This is a genomic window from Micromonospora sp. NPDC050784 (genome assembly GCF_044456765.1).
GTDB classification, from domain to species: domain Bacteria; phylum Actinomycetota; class Actinomycetes; order Mycobacteriales; family Micromonosporaceae; genus Micromonospora; species Micromonospora foliorum.
Genome location: NZ_JBITGG010000027.1, coordinates 1 through 19,694 on the forward strand (window position 1 = coordinate 1; position 19,694 = coordinate 19,694).

At 71.2% G+C, this 19,694-nt stretch carries 24 protein-coding genes; 10 read left to right on the forward strand and 14 right to left on the reverse strand.

Features of this window, described 5'->3' with window-relative positions; genetic code table 11:
- Positions 1-121: 121 nt before the first annotated feature.
- The 4 genes from ACIBD9_RS28515 to ACIBD9_RS28530 all read right to left on the reverse strand — a co-directional run bounded on the left by ACIBD9_RS28515 (position 122) and on the right by ACIBD9_RS28530 (position 2,613).
- Positions 122-682, reverse strand: a complete 561-nt coding sequence (locus ACIBD9_RS28515) for a dihydrofolate reductase family protein (RefSeq protein ID WP_396722261.1) — start codon at positions 680-682, stop codon at positions 122-124.
- Between the two features lie 4 nt (positions 683-686).
- Positions 687-1,175, reverse strand: coding sequence for an SRPBCC domain-containing protein (locus ACIBD9_RS28520; RefSeq protein WP_396722264.1), 489 nt, complete (start codon positions 1,173-1,175; stop codon positions 687-689).
- Positions 1,175-1,585 carry an ArsR/SmtB family transcription factor gene (locus tag ACIBD9_RS28525; RefSeq protein WP_396722265.1) on the reverse strand — a complete coding sequence of 137 codons (411 nt, stop codon included), beginning with the start codon at positions 1,583-1,585 and terminating at the stop codon, positions 1,175-1,177. The genes ACIBD9_RS28520 and ACIBD9_RS28525 overlap by 1 nt, the downstream gene beginning before the upstream one ends.
- 98 nt (positions 1,586-1,683) lie before the next feature.
- Positions 1,684-2,613, reverse strand: coding sequence for a LysR family transcriptional regulator (locus tag ACIBD9_RS28530; protein WP_396722266.1), 930 nt, complete (start codon positions 2,611-2,613; stop codon positions 1,684-1,686).
- 127 nt (positions 2,614-2,740) lie between these two features.
- On the opposite strand from ACIBD9_RS28530, the gene ACIBD9_RS28535 reads away from it, so the two are divergent.
- A complete protein-coding gene (locus ACIBD9_RS28535; protein ID WP_396722268.1) occupies positions 2,741-4,000 on the forward strand; it encodes an MFS transporter in 1,260 nt (419 codons plus the stop codon).
- Positions 4,000-4,572, forward strand: coding sequence for a GNAT family N-acetyltransferase (locus ACIBD9_RS28540; protein WP_396722269.1), 573 nt, complete (start codon positions 4,000-4,002; stop codon positions 4,570-4,572). Before ACIBD9_RS28535 ends, ACIBD9_RS28540 begins: the two co-directional genes overlap by 1 nt.
- A gap of 34 nt (positions 4,573-4,606) precedes the next feature.
- Here the strand turns inward: ACIBD9_RS28540 and ACIBD9_RS28545 are convergent, their stop codons facing one another.
- Complete coding sequence (locus ACIBD9_RS28545; RefSeq protein ID WP_396722271.1) at positions 4,607-5,347, reverse strand: SDR family oxidoreductase; 741 nt, start codon at positions 5,345-5,347, stop codon at positions 4,607-4,609.
- A 133-nt stretch (positions 5,348-5,480) separates the two neighbouring features.
- On the opposite strand from ACIBD9_RS28545, the gene ACIBD9_RS28550 reads away from it, so the two are divergent.
- On the forward strand, positions 5,481-5,963 hold the full coding sequence (locus ACIBD9_RS28550) for an RrF2 family transcriptional regulator (RefSeq protein WP_387166595.1): 483 nt from the start codon (positions 5,481-5,483) through the stop codon (positions 5,961-5,963).
- A gap of 7 nt (positions 5,964-5,970) precedes the next feature.
- Here ACIBD9_RS28550 and ACIBD9_RS28555 read toward each other — a convergent pair whose 3' ends face one another.
- Entirely contained in the window at positions 5,971-7,524 is a 1,554-nt protein-coding gene (locus tag ACIBD9_RS28555) for an ArnT family glycosyltransferase (RefSeq protein ID WP_396722273.1), read from the reverse strand.
- A 122-nt stretch (positions 7,525-7,646) separates the two neighbouring features.
- On the opposite strand from ACIBD9_RS28555, the gene ACIBD9_RS28560 reads away from it, so the two are divergent.
- From ACIBD9_RS28560 to ACIBD9_RS28570, 3 genes are read left to right on the forward strand one after another with little or no spacing between them, the layout of a single operon-like run.
- Complete coding sequence (locus ACIBD9_RS28560) at positions 7,647-8,678, forward strand: aldo/keto reductase (protein ID WP_396722275.1); 1,032 nt, start codon at positions 7,647-7,649, stop codon at positions 8,676-8,678.
- Positions 8,675-9,181 carry a DinB family protein gene (locus ACIBD9_RS28565; protein WP_396722277.1) on the forward strand — a complete coding sequence of 169 codons (507 nt, stop codon included), beginning with the start codon at positions 8,675-8,677 and terminating at the stop codon, positions 9,179-9,181. The genes ACIBD9_RS28560 and ACIBD9_RS28565 overlap by 4 nt, the downstream gene beginning before the upstream one ends.
- Positions 9,182-9,205: 24 nt before the next feature.
- Positions 9,206-9,793, forward strand: coding sequence for a GNAT family N-acetyltransferase (locus ACIBD9_RS28570; RefSeq protein WP_396722279.1), 588 nt, complete (start codon positions 9,206-9,208; stop codon positions 9,791-9,793).
- Positions 9,794-9,802: 9 nt separating this feature from the next.
- Here ACIBD9_RS28570 and ACIBD9_RS28575 read toward each other — a convergent pair whose 3' ends face one another.
- The 7 genes from ACIBD9_RS28575 to ACIBD9_RS28605 form a co-directional block, all read right to left on the reverse strand.
- Complete coding sequence (locus ACIBD9_RS28575) at positions 9,803-11,086, reverse strand: MFS transporter (RefSeq protein WP_396722281.1); 1,284 nt, start codon at positions 11,084-11,086, stop codon at positions 9,803-9,805.
- Between the two features lie 145 nt (positions 11,087-11,231).
- Positions 11,232-12,500, reverse strand: a complete 1,269-nt coding sequence (locus tag ACIBD9_RS28580) for a hypothetical protein (RefSeq protein ID WP_396722283.1) — start codon at positions 12,498-12,500, stop codon at positions 11,232-11,234.
- Positions 12,497-13,018, reverse strand: coding sequence for a SigE family RNA polymerase sigma factor (locus tag ACIBD9_RS28585; protein WP_387166613.1), 522 nt, complete (start codon positions 13,016-13,018; stop codon positions 12,497-12,499). The genes ACIBD9_RS28580 and ACIBD9_RS28585 overlap by 4 nt, the downstream gene beginning before the upstream one ends.
- 140 nt (positions 13,019-13,158) lie before the next feature.
- A complete protein-coding gene (locus tag ACIBD9_RS28590) occupies positions 13,159-14,052 on the reverse strand; it encodes a hypothetical protein (protein ID WP_396722285.1) in 894 nt (297 codons plus the stop codon).
- Positions 14,039-15,226 carry a hypothetical protein gene (locus ACIBD9_RS28595; RefSeq protein ID WP_396722287.1) on the reverse strand — a complete coding sequence of 396 codons (1,188 nt, stop codon included), beginning with the start codon at positions 15,224-15,226 and terminating at the stop codon, positions 14,039-14,041. The genes ACIBD9_RS28590 and ACIBD9_RS28595 overlap by 14 nt, the downstream gene beginning before the upstream one ends.
- A 183-nt stretch (positions 15,227-15,409) precedes the next feature.
- A complete protein-coding gene (locus tag ACIBD9_RS28600) occupies positions 15,410-15,655 on the reverse strand; it encodes a flavin reductase (protein WP_396722289.1) in 246 nt (81 codons plus the stop codon).
- A complete protein-coding gene (locus ACIBD9_RS28605) occupies positions 15,655-15,921 on the reverse strand; it encodes a hypothetical protein (protein WP_396722291.1) in 267 nt (88 codons plus the stop codon). The genes ACIBD9_RS28600 and ACIBD9_RS28605 overlap by 1 nt, the downstream gene beginning before the upstream one ends.
- A gap of 116 nt (positions 15,922-16,037) precedes the next feature.
- Here ACIBD9_RS28605 and ACIBD9_RS28610 point away from each other — a divergent pair, with 116 nt between their 5' ends.
- Together ACIBD9_RS28610 and ACIBD9_RS28615 are read left to right on the forward strand one after the other, a co-directional pair.
- Complete coding sequence (locus ACIBD9_RS28610; protein ID WP_387166848.1) at positions 16,038-16,805, forward strand: DUF5753 domain-containing protein; 768 nt, start codon at positions 16,038-16,040, stop codon at positions 16,803-16,805.
- Entirely contained in the window at positions 16,796-16,987 is a 192-nt protein-coding gene (locus tag ACIBD9_RS28615; protein WP_396722292.1) for a DUF397 domain-containing protein, read from the forward strand. The genes ACIBD9_RS28610 and ACIBD9_RS28615 overlap by 10 nt, the downstream gene beginning before the upstream one ends.
- Before the next feature lie 92 nt (positions 16,988-17,079).
- On the opposite strand, the gene ACIBD9_RS28620 is transcribed toward ACIBD9_RS28615, so the two are convergent.
- Complete coding sequence (locus ACIBD9_RS28620) at positions 17,080-18,312, reverse strand: MFS transporter (RefSeq protein ID WP_396722294.1); 1,233 nt, start codon at positions 18,310-18,312, stop codon at positions 17,080-17,082.
- Between the two features lie 68 nt (positions 18,313-18,380).
- Between ACIBD9_RS28620 and ACIBD9_RS28625 the strand changes: the two genes are divergently transcribed.
- Together ACIBD9_RS28625 and ACIBD9_RS28630 are read left to right on the forward strand one after the other, a co-directional pair.
- The gene (locus ACIBD9_RS28625) at positions 18,381-18,896 is read left to right on the forward strand and encodes a MarR family winged helix-turn-helix transcriptional regulator (protein WP_396722296.1); all 516 of its coding nucleotides are present in this window, start codon (positions 18,381-18,383) and stop codon (positions 18,894-18,896) included.
- A 74-nt stretch (positions 18,897-18,970) separates the two neighbouring features.
- Positions 18,971-19,486: a DUF2087 domain-containing protein gene (locus ACIBD9_RS28630; protein WP_396722297.1), complete on the forward strand. Its 516-nt coding sequence runs from the start codon at positions 18,971-18,973 to the stop codon at positions 19,484-19,486.
- Positions 19,487-19,694 lie beyond the last annotated feature (208 nt).

The following is a 19,694-nucleotide window of genomic DNA, read 5'->3' on the forward strand; positions in this document are numbered from 1 at the left end:
GGCGCTGATCGCGCGGGGGGGGGGGGGCGCCGGGCGGCGTCGGGGGGGGGGGGGGGGGGGGGGGGGGGGGGGGGGGGGGCGCCCCCCCCCCGGGGGGGGGGGGGGCCCCCCCACGACCGTCTCAGGTGCGGATGCCGTAGTGCACGTACACCACACCGTTGCTGAGTCGGCGGTTGCCCAGTAGCTCCAGGACGAAGCGCTTGTCGCTGGGCAGCCCGGGCTTGCCTCCGCCGGTGAGGATCGGGTGGATCAGCAGGTGGCACTCGTCGACCAGGCCGGCCCGGAATGCCTGCGCCGCGAGGTGCGCGCCCCCGATGGTGAGGTCACTGGTGGCCGAGGCTTTCATGTCGCGTACCGCGGCGGGGTCGAAGCTCGTTTCGAGCCGGGTCCTGGCGGTCGAGGTCGCGTCCAGCGTGGTGGAGTAGACGACCTTGTCCGCTGCCTGCCAGACGTCGGCGAAGTCGGCCGTGAGCTTCGACTGTGCGGCCAGGGCGGGTTCGGTCTCCCAGAGGGCCATCGACTCGTACAGGCGCCGCCCGTAGAGGTAGGTGCCCATGGGCCGAACCAGGTCGGTGATGAACGCGAGGTACTCGTCGTCGGGTGGGGTCCAGTCGAATCTGCCGTGCTCGTCCTCGATGTAACCGTCGAGGGACACGTTGGTCAGGTAGATCAGCTTGGCCATGGTGCTACACCTCGACGTCGACTGCGACGGGGTGGGCATTCCTCAGTGTGGCGTCCAGTTTGGAGAAGGCCTCGTTCCAGCCCTGGCCGGCGGGAGCGGCAAGCTGCTCGGGGAGCCACTGACGGATCTCGAGTCGCGTCCGTCCATCGGTCTCGTCGTGGAACTCGACCCGCATCCTTGTCTCGTGCGGCTCAATTCCGTCCGGTAGCTGCCCGGTGACGTGCGCGACGCCGTCGAGTAGTTCGCCGTCGACGACGTCGGTGAGGTCGATGTGGACCTCGACCCGAAGGGCGGGTTGGGTCGGGAAGACCTCGGTCCACCGCTGGTAGCCGCCAGGGCGGACGTCGAACTTCATCTCCTCGCGGGGCAGTGAGTTGCCGATCGGCCCCCACCATGCCGCCAGGTGGTCCGGGTCGGTGAAAGCTCGGTAGACCAGTGCCCGTGGCGCGTCCACCACGCGTGAGATGACGATTGGCGGCTTGTCGCTGTCCATCAATTCTCCTTCTCGTGAGCCCTGCCTGGGGATTCCCTGGCGGGGGTCGCCGGGTCGTGGGCCGTTCGGTCCGTTGCCCGCCCGGCTGCCTGCACGGCCGCGAGGTGGGCGTCGAGGCGGGTGAGGGAGGTGTCCCAGAACCGCCGGTAGCGCTCGATCCACTCGGCCGCTTCGCGCAGCGGGGCGGCCTCGATGCGACTCATCCGCAGCTTCCCCGAGCGGGTGCGGGAGATGAGACCGGCGCGTTCAAGCGCCTTCAGGTGCCGCGACACCGCCGGCATCGAAATCGGCAGCGGAGCGGTGAGCTCGGTGACCGTGGCGTCGCGGTCGGCCAGCTCGGCGAGGATCGCCCGCCGAGTCGGGTCGGCGAGCGCCGAGAAGACCGCGCTGAGTTGATCGCTGCCAGCCACCGAGGCCTCCCATCACTTAACCAACACGTTAAATGTAGTGCCGAACGAACGCCTGTCAACACGCCGGGACATCGCGCCGCGACGCCGGAGCCCGCGCGCTAACCCCAGGGCGGTAGCCAGATTTCCATGTCGGGCGTCTGCGCCCGCCGGGACTCGAGGTAGTCGCGCAGTGCGCGCAGCGCGGGGTGCGGGTTGTCGTCACGCCAGATGAGTGACATGGGGTAGATGGGCGCCGGGCCGCGTACCGGGATGCGCCGCAGGTCGTAGCTGTCCGGCCAGAGGTACCGGGTGCGAACGCCAGCGAGGGTCGCCAGCTCCGCGGAGTCGGCGATCTCGGCCAGCAGCGCCTCGTTGCCGAAGACCGGCCCGACCAGGTCGATGGTGAGGCCGAACGCGGCGGCGAGTTCGTCGTAGTAGTCGGCCCACTCGGTGCCGGGGGCCATCCCGGGCATCCAGATGCGGTGCTCGGCGAGTTGTGCGGGCGTGACGGTGCGGGCGTTGGCGAGCGCGTGGCGGGGACCGACGAGCAGTTCGTGGTGCTCGTCGATCACGCGCATGGTTCTGATCGCGGCGGGCAGGTGGCGCGCGGCGACGGTGACGGCGTGGAAGGTGGCGTCGACCGCCCCCGCCTCGACGGCGGCCATCGCGGCGCGCATGCCGGCGTCGAGGGTGACGACGTCCAGCTCGATGCGGGGATGCGCGCGGTGGAAGTCCTGCAGCAGCACCGCCGGTGCGATCCGTCGGCTGTGCACGTCGACGCGCAGTGCCCGTCGACCGGGGCGTACGGAGGCGTCGGCCCGCGCCTCGGCCCGGAGCAGCTCACGGGCGTGCGGCAGGAAGGTCTGACCGTCGACGGTGAGCTGGGTGCCGCGCGCGGTCCGGGTGAACAGCCGTACCCCGAGGTCCTTCTCCAGTGCGGCGATCCGCTTGGAGACGGCCTGCTGGGTGATCGACAGCGCGGCGGCGGCGTCCTGGAACTGGCCGGCGTCGGCGGCGGCGACGAAGGTGCGGACGGCGTCGAGATTCACCCGGCACACCCTACGGACACAACCTCTGGTTGTGACTCGCCCCGGAGTCGGTTGTTTGATCGCGGGTCACCGGCGTTGCTTTGATCCTCGCGGTCAACGGTGGGTTGTTGCGGCGGGAGGTGCGGGCGTGTCCGGGAGGCGATCTTTGGGTCGGCGGTTCGGGTGGTTGTGGGCGTCGTACGCGGTCAGCGCCTACGGCTCGGGGCTGGGGTTCGGGGCGTTGCCGTTGATCGCCGTGCTGGTGTTGCGGGCCAGCCCTGCTCAGGTGTCCGTGTTGGCCGCGCTGGGACCGGCGGTGGGCGCGCTGCTCGCGTTGCCGCTCGGTCCGTGGGTGGAGTTCCACCGCAAGCGGCAGGTGATGATCGCGATGGACCTCGCCCGGTTCGCGGTCCTGCTGACGATCCCCGTCGCGTACGCGTTGGGCCGGCTCAGCTTCGGGCAGTTGCTGGTCGTCTCGGCCGTGGTCGCCACCGCCAAGATCGCCTTCAACGCGGCCAGCGGCGCCTTCGTCAAATCTCTCGTCCGGCCGGACGACCTGCTGGTGGCGAACGCCCGGTTCGAGTCGACGACCTGGAGCGCGATCGCGCTCGGGCCGCCGCTGGGCGGCGCGGCGGTCGGCCTGTTCGGGCCGGTCGTCACCATCGTGGCCGACGCTCTCAGCTACCTGCTCTCCGCGCTGGGCATCACGGCCATCCGTGGCCACGACGAAGACCATCCCCGGCGCACCGGCAGAGCCCGAGTCCGGGCCGGTGAGCTGCTGGACGGCTGGCGGCACCTGCTCACCCACCGTGGCCTGCGGGCGCTCTACCTCAACCAGTTGCTCGTCGGCGGGCTGATCATGGCCACCGAGCCGCTGCTGGCCGTGCTGCTGCTCGGTGAGCTGGGTTTTCCGCCCTGGCAGTACGGCCTCGCCTTCGCGGTGCCGTGCGTCGGCGGCCTCATCGGGTCACGTCTGGCCCGTCGGGTCGTGGCGCGCTACGGCCAACACCGCATTATCCGCACGGTGGGGACGCTGCGGGCGATCTGGCTGATCGGTCTCGCCGTCGTCCAGCCCGGCGTCGTCGGTCTCGCCACGGTGATCGCCGTCGAGTTCGCGATCATCATCAGCATGAGCCTGTACAACCCGGTGCTCGCCACCTACCGCCTGGAACAGACGCCGAAGGATCGCACCGTCCGTACCCTGTCGGCCTGGTCGATCGGCAGCAGCGCGACCATCGCCACCCTCAGCGCGCTCGGTGGGCTGCTCGCCGAGGCCACCAGCCCCCGCACGGCGATCACGGTCGCCGGGCTGGTGATCCTCGCGAGCCCGCTGCTGCTGCCCCGACATCCGGTCGTCGACCGTGGCCGGGCACCGGAGCGCTCCGCGCGGGTCTCTACGATCGCGTGATGCTCCAGCCGACCTACCCGATCCGGACCGCACGGCTCCTCCTGCGTCCGGTCACGATCGACGATCTCGACGACGTGTACGCGTATCAGCGCCGACCCGACGTGGTGCGCTGGATGCTCGGCGCGGAGCCGCGTACCCGTGAACAGTCTCGGGTGTCGGTGCTCGCCATGGCGGGCGAGGACGCGTGGCGCGCGGAGGGTGACTGCCTGACGGTGGCCGCGGTCACCGACGCCGGGCTGATCGGGATCGTGGAGTTGGTGTGGCGCAGCCAGACCGACCGTACCGCCGAACTCGGGTTCGTCTTCCACCCCGACCATGGCGGTCGCGGGTTGGCCACCGAGGCCGCTACCGCCGTGCTGGACTGGGGCTTCACCGAGGCCGGGCTGCACCGGGTCTACGGCCGGTGCCACGGTCGCAACGATGCGTCGGCCCGGCTGATGACGCGACTCGGCATGCGCCAGGAGGCCCGCCATGTCGAGAGTTACCTGTTCAGGGGGGAGTGGGCCGACCAGCTCGTCTTCGCGATCCTGGCGAACGAGTGGCAGGCCGGGACCCGCACGCCGCCGTCGTGATCGTCTGCAACGGCGACGTGCGGGCGTCGACACCTCAGGCCTGGCGGCCGAGCCACTCCCGGTAGGCGGTGGGCGCGATGACGGCGTCGTCGCCTGCGATGAGGACGTCGCCGGACACGGCGGCGAACATGCCGGCGGTGTTGTCGGTGGTGACGGTGCGCTGGTCACCGCGGGCGGCGAGGGTGATCCGCCCCAGCTCGTCGAGGGCGAAGACGTCGGGCCCGGCGACGTTGCGGATGCCCTGCAACGGCGCGCCCATGCTGACCTCGGCGACGGCCTGTGCCACGTCGGCGGCGGCCATCGGCTGAACCGGCGTGCTGGGCAGGCGGACGGTGGTGTCGTCGGCCGTCCAGGACAGGATCGCGTCGACGAACTCGAAGAACTGGGTGGCGCGGACGATCGAGTACGGAACGGGTCCGGCCGTGAGGATGTCCTCCTGGAGCACCTTCGCGCGGTAGTAGTCCAGGTCGGGCACCTGGTCGACGCCGACGATGGAGAGGATCACCGCGTGGCCGACGCCCGCGCGGGCGGCTGCGGCCAGCAGGTTGTCCATGGTCGTCTGGAAGAAGGCGGGCGAGGCCTCGTCGAAGGTCGGCGAGTTGGTCAGGTTGACGACGACCTCGGCGCCGGCGAGCCCGTCGGCCAGGCCCTGCCCGGTGAGCAGGTCCACTCCGGTGGACGGCGAGAGCGGCACCGCCTCGTGACCCGCGGCCTGCAGAATCTTGACGACCTGCGACCCGATGAGGCCGGTCCCGCCCAGTACGGCGATCTTCATGCCCATGCACCTTCCCGTGACTATGTGGTCGTTTGTCCGGCTGGCGAAACGCCCGCCAAACTCGGACCTCTCTTGTCCGGGAACTATACTCGGACATGATGAGTCCGAGTAACGGGGTGACTAGGGTGACGTCATGAAGATGTCTGGCGGGGTCGAGTGGGCGCTGCACTGCTGCGTGGTGCTCACTGCCAGCCACACGCCCGTTGCGGCGGCCAAGCTGGCGGAACTGCACGACGTCTCCAGCAGCTACCTCGCCAAGCAGCTCCAGTCACTGGCCCGCGCCGGCCTGATCCACTCCGTGCAGGGCAAGTCGGGCGGCTACGTGTTGACCCGCGCACCGGAGAGCATCACCCTGCTCGACGTGGTCCGCGCCGTCGACGGGCCCGGCCCGAGCTTCGTCTGCACCGAGATCCGCCAGCGCGGCCCGTTCGCGACGCCGGCCGACGCCTGCACCACGCCGTGCCCGGTCGCCCGCGCCATGTGGGCGGCCGAGGACGCGTGGCGCCAAGCGCTCGCCGCGGTCACGATCGCCGATCTCGCCCGCGACGTCGACGCCACCTCCGGCCCCGAGGCCTTGGTCGGCATCCAGGCCTGGCTGACCAGCGGAGCTGGCTGAACCACGGTCAGCCGGTGTGGCGTACCTCGGTGTCCCAGATCTGCGCCCACGGACGCCGCAGCTCCCGGCACACCAAGATTGGGCCGCCGTTCTCGTCGTTGTCCACCTCGACCCGCTGGTCCACCCGACCGGCGAGTGTGCACTGCTCGAACCAGGTGTTCAGCTGGTCGGGGCGCTCCCACCCGACGGCGATGACCACGTCCGCGTCGGCGGGCGGCCGACCGAAGTCGACCATGCTGTTGTGCCCGGAGTACGCCCGGGGGAGCTCACGGGCCGGACCGTAACGCGCCAGTGCGCCGGCCTCGCCGTAGTTGGCGGTCAGGACGACCGCCCGCGACCGCTCCTCGGGCGGCAGGCCACGATGGACCCTCGCGACCGAGTCGGCGAACTCCGGCCAACCGATCGTCTCGCCGGCGTCGTAGTTGACGTCGACCACGAAACCGGGCAACCGGTCGGCCGGCAGCACCGGCAGCAGCAGCACGACGTTGGGCAGTAGGAACGGCACCACACCCAGCGCGAGCAACCCCCGACGCCACCAGAGCGACCCGCGCGACGCCCACGCCACGGTGACCAACGCACCGGCGGCGGTGAGGACCAGCAACAGCGGCGCGTCGTAGTAACCCTTGCCGCCGGCGACCAGCACGATGCCGACCACCACCAGCCACGCCCAACCCACCGCCCGGTAGGACCGCCACGCCGGTCGGCGCAGCAGCGCGACGAGGCCGGCGATCCAGATCGGTACGGCGTACGGGCTGATGATGACGAACTGGAGGGTGAACGCGTCGAGCCGGCCACTGTAGGAGCTGTCGCCGTCGGAGATGGACGCGGCCACGCCGAGCTGCGGAAAGCCATTGGCCGCCTGCCAGATCAGGTTCGGCGCGGCCAGCAGCACGGTGATCCCGGCGGCGGCGAGCACCCACCGGTCGCGCAGCAGCCGACGCGGCCCGGCGATGAGCACCCCGGCGACCAGGCCCACGGCCAGCAGCGCCGGCAGCAGCTTGCTGAGCATGCCCACACCGAGCGCCAGCCCGATGCCCAGCGCCCAGCGGCTGTCACCGGTGCGCAGCAACCGCACCGCACACCACGCCGCGACCAACCAGACCAGCAGGTCGACGGTGGTGGTGCTGAGCAGGTGACCGCTGGCGAGCACGATGCCGGACAGCGCGGCGAGCACCGCCGCGAGGAGTTGCGCGCCCCGGCCGGCGCCCAGCTCCCGGGCGATGGTGGCGACCAGCAGCACCGCGCCGCCGGCCAGCACCGCCGACGGGGTACGCAGCACCACCAGGTTGCCCGGCGCGATCGTGTCGAGCAGCCGGGCCAGCGCCGGGACCAGCGGACCCTGATCGACGTAGCCCCAGTCGAGGTGCCGGCCGGCGAGCAGGAAGTACAACTCGTCACGGTGATAGCCGTAGCGGCCGGCGAGCAGCAGCAGCGTCCCGGTGGTGGCGGCGGCCACCAGCCACGGGCCGCGGGTGGGCGCACCCGGCGCGGGTGGCACCGACGACGGCGGCGTCTGGGTGGGCTGGTGCGGGCGGTCGATGTCGGTCGCGGGCTCGCTCACGGGCCCATGATGACCGGCGGCGTCGCCGCGCGGGTGCCCGTACGGCGTTCGGCACCGTCCCGAATGCGGGTGGTCAGGACGAGTGCGAAGATCGGCTTTGTCACTCGGACCGAAAGGACGATATGCGCTATCGCACTCTGGGCAGCACCGGCACCGTGGTGTCGACCCTGTGTCTGGGCACGATGACCTTCGGCGCGGAGACCGACGAGGCCGGCAGCTTCGCCCAACTCGACCGGTTCGTCGAGGCCGGCGGCACGTTCATCGACACCGCCGACGTCTACTCCGCCGGCATCTCCGAGGACATCGTCGGGCGTTGGCTGCGCAGCCGACCCGACCTGCGTGACCGCCTGGTGATCGCCACCAAGGGGCGGTTCCCGATGGGTCCGGGGGCCAACGACGCCGGCCTGTCCCGGGTGCACCTCACCCGCGCCCTGGACGCCAGCCTGCGGCGACTCGGCGTCGACGCCATCGACCTGTACCAGGCGCACGCCTGGGACCCGCTGACCCCGCTGCCGGAGACGCTGCGGTTCTTCGACGACGCGGTCCGCGCCGGCAAGATCCGCTACGCGGGGGTCAGCAACTTCACCGGCTGGCAGTTGCAGAAGGCCGCCCTGCTCACCCAGCACCTCAACCTCACCCCGATCGTGACCCTGCAACCGCAGTACAACCTGCTGGCCCGGGAGATCGAGTTCGAGTTGGTGCCGGTCTGCGAGAACGAGGGCATCGGCATCCTGCCGTGGTCGCCGCTGGGCGGCGGTTGGCTGACCGGCAAGTACCAGCGCGACAGCACGCCCACCGGCGCGACGCGGCTCGGCGAGAACCCCCAGCGCGGCGTCGAGGCGTACGCGGGTCGCAACGCCGAGGAGCGGACCTGGCGGGTGCTCGACGCGGTCCGCCAGGTCGCCGAGAACCGGGGCATGTCCATGTCGGCGGTGTCGCTGGCCTGGCTGGCGGCTCGACCGGCGGTCACCTCGGTGATCCTGGGCGCGCGGACCACCGAGCAGCTCGACGACAACCTGACCGCCGCCGACCTGGTCCTCGACGCCGAGCAGATGCGGCTGCTGGACGAGGCGAGCGCCCCGCTGGTGGGCGACTACCCGTACGGCGGCGCGGGTGTGCGCCAGCGCGCCCGTGACCTGCCGACCGGGTCATGACGTCGTTCCCCGAGCCCACCACCCCGGCCGGTAGCCGCACCGAGGTCTTCCTGCGCTACCTGGACTACTTCCGGGAGTCGGTGGTGGCCAAGGTGTCGGCGCTGGCCGAGCCGGAGCTGCGGCGCAGTCGGCTGCCGTCCGGGTGGACCCCACTGGAACTGCTCACCCACCTGCGCCACGTCGAGCTGCGCTGGATCGAGTGGGGTTTCCAGGGGCGGGACGTCGCCGAACCGTGGGGCGACCGCCGCGACGACCGCTGGTACGTCGCCCCCGACGAGACCCGCGCGGATCTGGTAGCGGCGCTGCGGGCGCAGGGCGCGCACACCACCGCCGTGGTGACGGCACACGACCTGGCCGAGATCGGGGCGCCGGGCCCGCGCTGGAGAGGCGCGGACCCGGCGTCGCTGGAGCGGGTGCTGTTCCACCTGGTCCAGGAGTACGCCCGCCACCTGGGTCACCTCGACGTGGTCGCCGAACTCGCGGGCGGCCCGACCGGAGAGTGAGCCCTCCGGCTCGATAATGGGCAAATGCCAGTGCTCGTCGCGCCCGCCCTGCCCGCCGGTAGCCTCGCCGCCCAGGAGCAACCCCACCTTCCGGTACGACCAGGGCTGGCGCTGCGGCCGTGGCGTGACGACGACGCCCCGGCCGTCCGGGCTGCCTTCGACTGTCCGGCGATCCAGCGGTGGCACGTCCGGCGCATCGACGGCGACGACGAGGCGCGGGCCTGGACGGCGCAGTGGCCGAGCCGTTGGCGTGACGAGACAGCCGCCAGTTGGGCGATCGTCGACGCCGACGACCGACCGCTGGGTCAGGTGGGGTTGCGGGGCGTGCTGCTGGACGAGGCGTCGGCGCAGCTGTCGTACTGGTTGCTGCCCCCAGCGCGTGGTCGGGGCATCGCCACCGAGGCGCTGCGGACACTCACCCGGTGGAGTTTCACGCGGGCCGGTCTGCATCGGCTGGCCCTGGAGCACTCGACGGCCAATGCGGCGTCCTGCCGGGTGGCCACGCGGGCCGGCTTTCCGGCGGAGGGTGTGCTCCGGGGGTCGGTTCGCCACGCCGACGGCTGGCACGACATGCACCTGCACGCACGGCTGCGCACCGACGGCCCGATCTGACCACCCGAGCTACTCGATGGTCGGCGCGGATGGTGTCGGCGTCGCGCCAACCTCGTCGCTGCGTCGCATCGCCCTCGGCAGTCGCAGCGCGACGACGCCAGTGGCCAGCAGGCCGCCGACGCCCGCGACTATCAGGGTCACCGGGGCGGACGTGGCGTCCAGCAGGACACCGCCGGCGAGGTAGGACGCCGCGGCGGCGACCCCGATCGCACCGTACAGATTGCCGAAGACCCTGCCGAGCATGCCCGCTGGCACCGTACGTTGCAGCAGCGTGCTGGAGGCGACGTCCATGGCCGCCAACCCGAACCCACGGATAGCTTGCAGGCCGATCGCGGCAGCGACGGCCCAGGCGAACCCGGTCAGCAGGTTGCCGACACTGCTGACGGCGAAGCCCGCGATCAGCAGCAGTGGCATCGACGCCCGGGTGCCCCACCTGGACAACATGGCGTAACCGGCCACCAGCCCGACACCGACCGCCCCCAGCAGCAGGCCGACCGCGGATTCGCCGACGTGAAAGGTCTCCTGGGCCAGCAGCACCAGGGCCACGTCGTCGACCCCGTTGAATGCGACCACCGCAGTGAAGCCAAGGAAGATCACCCGCACCGCCGGAACACTCAACAGATAACCGATGCCCGCTCCGGCCTGTCGCAGCAGGGACGGCTGGTGCCCGTCGCCGGCTGCCGCCGGAAGTGCGGGGAGCGTCGCGAGCAGCACGGCCGAGACCAGGAACGACACGGCGTCGACGAGCAGCACACCACGCAGTCCGACCAACGGGAACAGGGCCGCGGCGAGCAGGGGGCCGACCGCCTCTGCCGCGTTGGAGCCGAACCCGAGGGTGGAGTTGGCGGTTTCCAGGTCACTGTCACCGACCAGTGCGGGCACCGCCGCCCGAGACGCCGGTTGGAAGAGCTGCGACGCGGTGGCGCGAATTGCGACGAGAGCCAGCAGCATCGGCAGCGCGGGCATTGTCAGCACGATGACCAGCAGGACCACAGCTTGGATGAGTTCGCAGACGACCATCAACCGTCGGAGATCGAGCCGATCAGCGAGGGCGCCGGTGAAGGGACCCAACAGGGATGGAGCGAAATCTCCGACAAGGAGCAGAAGCGCGACCGCCAGACCCTTACCCGTCGTCTCGGCGACGTGGAAGATCAGCGCGACAAGGCTGAGTGAATCGCCCGCGTACGAGACGAGCCTCGCCGAGAAGAGGGCTCGGAATGGCCTGTTGCGGCGAAGCAGCTGGGTGGGACGCAACGGTGCAGCGTCTGCCGTGGCGGACGCTGCACCGGACATCTCGAATCTCCTCACTGAGGGCTGCGGTGAGGCGTCGTGCTGCCGATACACGGGACGGGTGACACCGTTCACCCACCAGCCCGTAGGTGAAGGTAGCCATCACAGCGTCGGTGAGCGCGGTATTTACGGTTGTCGGGGAGCTGATTCAGGAAGCGACCGGGACGTTGGTGGTGGTCCCGTTGGCGTCGGTGACCCGTACGTCGGTCGCTGTCGCGGGCAGGAGTGCCGCGTTGCGGCCGGCGGCCTGCCACTGGCCGTCGCCGATCCGGTAGCTCAGCGCCGAGCCCTCGGCGGCGACGAGAACGCCCTGGTCGTCGGGTAGTCGTAGCCGCACAGGCAGGGGTGCCGACCAGTCCGCGGTCGTGCTGGCCACCGCTTCGAACGGGAGATACTTGCGGGCGAGCAGCGCGATGACGCGGGACGGGTCGTCGTCGTACTGGACGGTTTCCACGAGGAGCCGCCGCCCGTCGGGGGTTGCCCCGTAGACCCACAACAGTGGAGAGCCGTTGTGCGTGTGCACTCCGACAGGGTCGATGTATTCGGCGAGGGCTTCGGTTGGCGCGTTCACCTCCTTCACAGCCGGGTCGGTGCCCCAGACCTGCTCCGCGCCGGGCAACGTGTGGCGAAGAAGCGGTGGTGCCGGCCGATCCTTGTTGTCGGGGAAGTAGATCTCGCTCGTGCCGTCGATGTGAATCGAGTTCTGCCGTTCAACGGGAAGCCTGGAGAGCGCGACGGTGAGCTTGGTGCGCTGTGGCGGCACCGACAGCACCGCCGCACCGTCCTGGAATGCCACCGGCTCGAAGGTCCGCTTGACCTTGCCATCGGGCATGGACCGCAGTTGCGCGCTGAACTGCACCGGTTGCCCGAAGTCCAGCACGAGGAGCACGTCGCGCTGCGGTCCGAGTAGTGCCGCCTGCTCGAGGCCGTCTGTTTCGGTGTCGGTGGCCTGCGTCAGGGTGCGGACGCGCGGGCCGCCGGCGGTGGGTTCGACGAACCCCACGGTCGTGCCGTGCGCGGTGGCCTGGGCGACGTAGGCGGCCGGGCCAGCAGGCGTACCGCCTGCCCACACGACGTGCGGCTCACCGCGCGTCCGATCTCCGACGTCCTCGATCCGGCGCTGCCACACCTCGCGGACCTGCCGCAGATATCCCTCGTCGGCGGCCAGATCACCGCGAGTGGGCTGGTCGAGCAGCGGGGATGCGACAGGTGCATCTCCGGCGGTGCCGGGCAGGTCGAGGACGCCGGCCACGGGCACGGCCACCACGGCCGCGCAGACCGCCGCCAACACGGCCCGTCGACGCACCACCCGCCGCCGCCCACCCCGACGCACCTCGGCGAGCAGGCCCGGTGGGCTGACCAGGTCATCCGTCACGCGATGCAGGATGCCGCGTACGTCACTGTCGTTCATGGTCATCGCGAACTCCCGGTTCCAGTGATGGGCATGACGAGGCTCGATCCGGCCAGCACCTCTCGCAGCCGAGCCAACCCACGAGAGGCGTGACTCTTCACCGCACCCTCGGAGCAGCCCATCGCCGCAGCGACGTCGACGACCGGCAGGTCTTCCAGGTAACGGAGCACGACAGCGGCCCGCTGCCGAGCCGGCAACGCCCGCAGCGCCCCGACGACCAGCTCGCGAACCGCCACCGCGTCGGCGTGGTCCCGGGCAACCCCGTCGTGGTCGCCCAGCGACTGTTCCGGACGCCGGGCACGCCAACGCCACCGGTTGATCGACCGATTGACCAGCGCACGTCGCGCGTACGCCTCCGGGCTGCTCTGCACCCGACGCCAGCGCACGTACATCTGCTCCAGCACCTCCTGAAGCAGGTCCTCGGCGGCGTGCCGGTCCCCGGTCAGCAGGAAGGCGACCCGCAACAGCACCGCCGACCGTGTGCGAACGAAGTCGTCGAACTCCGCCCCGCGCGAATCCCTCATCTGACCTCCCGGCCTCGTCAACCAGCAAGACACCACGTCGGCTCGCGAGGTTTACCGGTCCGGCAACTTCGCCCAGGGTCGGACCCGGTGGAGGGCGCTGGCCGGTGATCCGGGCGGCGCAGCTGGCGGACGGCCGGCTGTCAGTAGGGGCAGGTCCGCCCGTCGCGCACCATCTGCGCGTACTCGGCGCCGGTGATGCGTAGCCGGTCGGTCTTGGTGCCGTCCTTGGCTCGACAGCCGTTGAACGAGCTCAGGTAGACCCAGGTGTGGGCCGAGTCATCCGCGCGTCCGGTCACCTCGAACGGCTTGTCGCCGGGTGCCGAGATCACCATCGTCTGGCGTCGTCCGTCGGCGAGGTAGTCCAACTCCAGTCGCCACCGGCAGTGTTGCTTGGCGCTGAGCGCTCGTACCTGAATGACGTTCTTCTCGCCCTTGGGCAAGGTGATCTTGTGGGTGGCGAAGAACGGGGCGCCGGCATCCTTGCCGCCCCGATCCTCGACGAGCATGCGGGGATTCGGTCGATCCACGCGGGTCACGAGGACGACCTTCTCCGAGTCGCCCTGGGATTCGTTGGGCTCCTGGATCCCGGTGAGCGGGGGGCGGCAGGGCTCGACGAGGACGGGCCGGAGGTCGACGGCCTCGGCGGCCTCGTCCCGGGTGCCCACGAGTGTGATCTCCCAGGTGCTCCGTTCGATGTCGACCGCGCCGGCCTCGACGGTCGGGTCGTCCGGCCGCTTGGCGTCCAGGCGAGCCAGGTCGGCGCCGGCGGGGTAGACGTAGTCGAGTGCACCCTCCTGCGGGTAGGGAACGTGCTTCAGGTCGAGGACGACGACTGGCCCCCGGCCGGCCAGCTGCTCGGCCAGCTCGTTCGCCGGCTTCCACTGGTTGATCATGCCGAGAACGACGGCGCCGAGCCAGGCGGCGACGGCGCCGACCACGATCGTCAGCAGCCAGGTGACGGGCCGTTTCCACCAGGCGACAGGTGCCGGCGCGGGGACTCTACGGCGACGCGGACGCTTGTTACGTGGACTCATGGACCGGAGTCTCCTGCGCATCGATAGACGTGTCGGTGGACGTGTCGGTGTCGAGGATCCGACGGGCCAGCAGCACGGGTAGCGCGACGACCCAGCCCCAGGCCGCGCCGAAGCGCAGCGCGGAGGTCAATTGCAGGCCCAGGGACTCCCAGGGCGCGCAGACGGTCGGGGAGTCCGAGATGGCGCAGCCGACCACAACGTCGGACGTCGCGGTCAGCCCGGCCGCCGCGATCGTGGCGCCCCAACAGACGACGACGAGCCCGAGGCGGTGCCCGGAGTTCGACAGGCCGGCGAGCAGCGCCCACAGCAGGAGCCACAGCACCACCAGCAGGGCGAGGGCGAGCACCGACCTGTGCACCCACACGTCCATTGACAGGGGGTTCGGCTCGATCTCGTGGGTCAGCCGGTATCCCAGGTCATCGCGTACCCGTGGCGGCGGCGACAGGGCGGGGCGGTACAAGAACTCCCTGAGCAGTCCCAGGAAACCTCTCCCGGTGTAGCTCTCCCACACCGCCTGGGTGCCGTTGACCAGCAGGAGCACCAGCACCGGAAGGACACCGGCCAGGGCGAGGTTCGCGCTGCGTCCCCGCACGTCGCCGATCAGCGCGAGGCGGGCCGTCGGCTCCGCATCGTCAACCGCGTCCTCGCCCTCGTCCGTGTCCTGGGCCTTGTCCGCACCTTCGTCGGTGTCTTTGTTCAGCCGGTCCAGCAGCAGCATCGCCAGGCTGGTGCCACCCACCAGGGATGCGTTCGTGAACGCCAACAGGCAGCCGAGAAAGAGGGCGTCGGACGTCCAGCCGGTCAGCGTCAGGTGCGCGCTGGCGAGGAGCGTGGAATGGTCCAACGCCTCGTTGGCGTACCAGCCGGCGGGGGCGGTGTGCACACGGACCACGAGGGCGGCCCACCAGAGCAGGTCCCCGATCGCCGTGGCGGTGAGGGCGGCGGCCGCGCCGGTCATCGCCGCGACGAACGGGCGTGTCCGCTGGGTGACGAGGCCGCAGGCCAGGTACGTCGACACCGCGATCAGCAGGATCACGACCCAGCGGATCAGTGGTGTCACCGCGTCCATCATGGGAGCGGTCGTGGCGTCGAGAGGTGCGAAGAAGACCATTCCCTTCCCGAGGAACGTCGGAAGGTCGACCGCGGTCCGCGCGACGGTGAACGAGTCCGTCATGGCCCGAGTCTTGGCGGTGACCACCACATACAGGCAGATGGGGCCCGCCGTCGAGAACACGGCGACGAATATCCTGAATGGCCGGCTCATCTTGCCGGCCTCGTCCCGGTGCGGGTCGTCACGCCGTCAGTCTCTCGCATCGCACTGACTCGTACAGACCCGTGCAGGCGGCTGACGACCGCCTCAGCGGGTCTGCGCCCAGCCGACGAAACGCGGGGTCAGGTCGGGCAGCGCCACGTCCGGGTTGAGCTTGGCGAGATCGGCGTTGGCTTCCTCCTGGACCTTGGCCAGGTGGATCAACAGCCCCGGCCGGTCCCCGCGGTACTCGGCGAGCAGGCGCAGCTTCGCTGCCGAGCACGGCCACAGGATGCCGCAGACCGGGCAGCGCCACGACGGCCGCAACGGGGAGTGTTTCGGACGCTCGGGCATCAGCCCACCCCCACGGTTGCGCAACGAGACTGGCGGGCCTCGACCCGCACCCCGGCGCGCATCACGAACAACTCGCGCCGGGCGACCGCTACGCCCTTCCTGCCCAGCTCGTACGCGTCGAGCCAGAGCCAACCGTCGTAGGTGTACCGCTCGGGCAGCTCGCGGATGACCCGAACGACTATCGGTTTGCGGAATTGCACGCTCGCGGCGGTGGTCAGGAGGACCACGTCCCCGGCCCGGAGAGTGTCCGGTACCTCGTTCTGCACAGCTTCCTCCTCGTTGCGGTGGCGTCTACACCGCACTGTGCCGGGGGTTGCTGGACAAACACACAGCGTTAACTAATCTCTTCAGGGCAGTGGATTTGTTCCAGGGGAGGGACGGCATGAACCACGCCTTTGTCGCAGCGCTGGCTGCGGCGGGTCACACCGCCGAGAGCCTCGCAGGTCAGCTCGGCGTGCACCCGAAGACCGTCGCCAGGTGGGCAAACCCGGGGCACATTCCCCAGAGTCGACACCGGGCGACGGTGGCAGGGCTGCTGGCGAAGGACGCCGACGCGCTGTGGCCGGACGTGGTTCGTCGCCGTGAGCCGGTGTGGTTCCGGCCGTGGGTCGACCTCGAACGCGAGGCCGTGACGCTGCGGTCGTTCCAACTCGCGTGGGTGCCCGGGCTACTGCAGACCGAGGCGTACGCGCGGGCGACCCTGGCCGGTGGGGTGCTGACACCGGAGGCGGTCGCCGAGTTCGCCGAGGCGCGGATCAACCGGCAGGCGATTCTCGGCCGGGGTGGCGGACCCCTGCTGATCGCCGTGCTGGACGAGGGGGTGCTGAGGCGGCGGGTCGGCGACGACCGGGCGTTGATGGCGGTGCAACTCGCGCGTCTGCTCGGGCACGCCGAGGCGGGCACCGTGCAGCTGCACATCGTCCCGGCGGACGCGCCCAGCTACCCCGGGCTCGACGGACCGTTCACCATCGCCGACATGCCGGACGGGTCGCGGGTCGCGCACGTCGACAGCGCGGCACAAGCGCAGATCCTCGATCAAACGTCGGATCTTGTTAGCCTGGAGCGGCGGTGGGAGCGTATTCGCGGCGAGGCCCTGCCCCGAGGGCGTTCGTTGGACCTTCTCAGAGAAGCGGCAGCCTCATGGACATGACCGGTGCGCGGTGGCGGAAGAGCACGAAGAGCGGCGGCAACGGTGGTGACTGTGTCGAGGTTGCCGACAACCTTCCGGGCGTGGTCCTGGTCCGTGACACGAAGGACCGTGACGGCGCCACGCTGACCTTCAGCCCGCAGTCGTGGCGTGGCTTCGTCGCCATGGCCCGCGACGCCGGCTGACCGACCACATCGCACAGAGGCTCCCGGCGCTGGTCGGGGGCCTCTGTCGTGGCCGGGCCCGGCCGTCGGCCGCGCACCGGCGATCGATCCGATCAACGGATGGCGGCGGGCTCGGCCGGTTGCGGTTGCGGGGTCGCCGGCCAGGTGAGTCGGCGTACGCCGGGAACGAGGGCGGTGCCCGCGCAGGAGGCGAGGACCAGCACGCCCGCGACGGCCAGCGGCACGGGTGCGCCGAACGCGTCGGCGGCCAACGGGGCCAGTGCGTAGCCCAGCGGCATGGCGCCCAGCGACACCAGCCAGTCGTACGAGGTGACCCGGGCCAGAACCTCCGGCGGGAAGTGGTGCTGCACGACTGTCTCCCACACCGGATTGAGGTAGCCGAGGGCGGTCAGCGCCACCGCGTACGCGGCGATCACCGCTGGCGCGGGCGCGGCGACGGCGAGCAGGAACAGCGGCGCGGCGTAGCAGGCCAGCCCGAGGTTGGCCAGCAGCACCGGCCGGTGCAGCCGAACCCGCCCGGCCAGCAGCGAGCCGGTGAGCATCCCGATCGCGCCGGCCTGCAACAGCAGCACCCAGGTCGTCTCGCCGCCCAGGCGGTCGATGGCGACGGCAGGCCCGAGGGTCATCAGCACGGCGGCGGCGCCGTTCCACACGCCGTGCCCGAGCAGGCTGGTCCAGAACCAGTCGCGGGCGCGCACCTCGCCGAAGCCGTGCCGCAGGTCAGCGAGGACGGAACGGCGGGGCACCGGCACGTGGCGGACCCGTACCAACGCGAGCAGCGTGGCGCTGAGCGCGAACGACGCACCGTCCAGGATGAACGCCCAGCCGGGGCCGGCGGCCCAGATCAGCGCGCCGGCCAGCGCCGGCCCGGCGAGGCGGCTGGTGTTGGCGGTGACCCCCATCAGGGCGTTGGCCCGCTGCCGCTCGGCCGGTTCGACGGTGCCGGCGACCAGCGGAGACGCGGTCGGAATGGCGAACGCCGACGCGATGCCGCCGAGCGCGGACGCCACCACCACGGTGGTCAGCGACGGGTCACCGCCGAGCAGCTCCACGCCGACCGCGACCTGGGTCGCACAGCGGACCAGGTCGGCCAGGAGGGCGACCCGGCGGGCGTCGAACCGGTCGGCCACCACCCCACCGAACGGCAGCAGGAGCAGCCGGGGGACGACCGCCGCGGCGAGGACGACGGCCAGCGCGCCGGTGGAGCCGGTGGCCCGCAGCACGGCCAGCGCCAGGGCGGCGGGCACCACCGCGTCGCCGAGAGCGGAGATGGTGCGACCCAGGAACAGCAGCCGGAAGGAGTGGTCGCGCAGTGGGTGAGCCATGACCACAACGTACTTCGACATCGAATATTTCGGCAGCGAATATTTTGGTGCCGAGGTAAGCTGGCGCGGTGACCACCACTCCGGACGCCGTCGACCGGCACATCGAGCGCTGGCTGCCCGTGGTGCCCGACCTCGACGCGGACGTCGAGGGGGCGGTGACCAGGATGATCCGGCTGACCCGGCATCTGCGGGCCGTCAAGGAGCGGGTCCTGGTCGACCTCGACCTACCGGCCCACGAGTACGACACGCTGCACGCCCTGGCCGGCCGCGGTGGTCGGGCGGCCCCCTCGGACCTGGCCGCGGACCTCGCGATGGCCCCCGCCTCCATCACGGCGCGGGTGGACGCGCTGCTGCGGCGGAACTTCGTACGCCGGATTCCGTCGACAGTCGACCGTCGGCGCGTCGACGTGGAACTCACCGAGGCGGGTCAGACCGCGTGGCGCGGGGCGATGGAGGTCCAGGGCGCCGAGGAGCACCGCCTGCTCGGTGCCCTCACCGCGACCGAACGGCGACACCTCTCCGACCTGCTGCGCCGGGTGCTGCTCGTCGCCGAGCAGCCGGAGAGCGCGCCGCAGCCCGACTGAGCGGACCGCCGATCGACCGGGCGGGCCGAAAATCGCCTGGCAGCCCGCGTACCGCCTATGCGAGGGTGACCGGCGTGACTGCGCATGCGCTGGCCGGGGCCCTGGCCGACGACGGACGGCGACGCATCTTCGCGGCGATCGTGCTGGGTGCGACAAGCGCGACCGAGGTCGCCGAGCGGACCGGCCTGCCGGCGCGGGTGGTGCTCACCGGGGTCCGCCGGCTCACCGACGCGGGCCTCGTCACCGGCGCGGACGGCGCGCTCGCGGCCGACGAGGTGTCGCTGCGGGCCGCCGCGCGCGAGAGCCGCCCGGCCGACGACGCCGAGCCCGGCGTCGACCCGGTGCTGCGGACCTTCCTGCGGGCGGGCGTCCTGGTGGGTCTGCCGGCGCAGCGGGGTCGGCGAAGGGCCCTGCTCGCGCACATCGTCGAGCAGTCGTTCGAGCCGGGCACCCGCTATCCGGAGCGGGCCGTCGACGACGCGCTCAAGCCGTGGTGCGCCGCGGGAGGGTCGGATCACGCGACACTGCGCCGGTATCTGATCGACGAACAGTTGCTCACCCGCGAGCACGGCATCTACCAGCGGCTCTGATCGTCCGCCGCGCGAACCGCCCCCGCCGGTAACCGCCTGCTGGTGTTGCCGCGCGCCCACCTCGTGTCGCGCCTACCCCCGGGTGGGCGAAACCCTTGGGAGTTGGTGCGCCGAGGTTGCTAGCATCGCCGTCATGGCACGGGGTATCTGGTCGCAGAAGGTCCGCTCCGCCCGCTGACGGCGGCGCCCTTCCTCTGCTGATTTCGCG

Excerpts from the sequence above, each read along its gene's own strand:
- ACIBD9_RS28520 (WP_396722264.1), bottom strand. The coding sequence starts at position 1,175 with ATGGACAGCGACAAGCCGCCAATCGTCATCTCACGCGTGGTGGACGCG.
- ACIBD9_RS28550 (WP_387166595.1), top strand. The coding sequence starts at position 5,481 with ATGAAGATGTCTGGCGGGGTCGAGTGGGCGCTGCACTGCTGCGTGGTG.
- ACIBD9_RS28515 (WP_396722261.1), bottom strand. The coding sequence starts at position 682 with ATGGCCAAGCTGATCTACCTGACCAACGTGTCCCTCGACGGTTACATC.
- ACIBD9_RS28565 (WP_396722277.1), top strand. The coding sequence starts at position 8,675 with ATGACGTCGTTCCCCGAGCCCACCACCCCGGCCGGTAGCCGCACCGAG.
- ACIBD9_RS28590 (WP_396722285.1), bottom strand. The coding sequence starts at position 14,052 with ATGAGTCCACGTAACAAGCGTCCGCGTCGCCGTAGAGTCCCCGCGCCG.
- ACIBD9_RS28570 (WP_396722279.1), top strand. The coding sequence starts at position 9,206 with ATGCCAGTGCTCGTCGCGCCCGCCCTGCCCGCCGGTAGCCTCGCCGCC.
- ACIBD9_RS28560 (WP_396722275.1), top strand. The coding sequence starts at position 7,647 with ATGCGCTATCGCACTCTGGGCAGCACCGGCACCGTGGTGTCGACCCTG.
- ACIBD9_RS28540 (WP_396722269.1), top strand. The coding sequence starts at position 4,000 with ATGCTCCAGCCGACCTACCCGATCCGGACCGCACGGCTCCTCCTGCGT.
- ACIBD9_RS28580 (WP_396722283.1), bottom strand. The coding sequence starts at position 12,500 with ATGACCATGAACGACAGTGACGTACGCGGCATCCTGCATCGCGTGACG.
- ACIBD9_RS28610 (WP_387166848.1), top strand. The coding sequence starts at position 16,038 with ATGAACCACGCCTTTGTCGCAGCGCTGGCTGCGGCGGGTCACACCGCC.
- ACIBD9_RS28575 (WP_396722281.1), bottom strand. The coding sequence starts at position 11,086 with ATGTCCGGTGCAGCGTCCGCCACGGCAGACGCTGCACCGTTGCGTCCC.
- ACIBD9_RS28545 (WP_396722271.1), bottom strand. The coding sequence starts at position 5,347 with ATGAAGATCGCCGTACTGGGCGGGACCGGCCTCATCGGGTCGCAGGTC.
- ACIBD9_RS28615 (WP_396722292.1), top strand. The coding sequence starts at position 16,796 with ATGGACATGACCGGTGCGCGGTGGCGGAAGAGCACGAAGAGCGGCGGC.
- ACIBD9_RS28595 (WP_396722287.1), bottom strand. The coding sequence starts at position 15,226 with ATGACGGACTCGTTCACCGTCGCGCGGACCGCGGTCGACCTTCCGACG.
- ACIBD9_RS28585 (WP_387166613.1), bottom strand. The coding sequence starts at position 13,018 with ATGAGGGATTCGCGCGGGGCGGAGTTCGACGACTTCGTTCGCACACGG.
- ACIBD9_RS28620 (WP_396722294.1), bottom strand. The coding sequence starts at position 18,312 with ATGGCTCACCCACTGCGCGACCACTCCTTCCGGCTGCTGTTCCTGGGT.
- ACIBD9_RS28600 (WP_396722289.1), bottom strand. The coding sequence starts at position 15,655 with ATGCCCGAGCGTCCGAAACACTCCCCGTTGCGGCCGTCGTGGCGCTGC.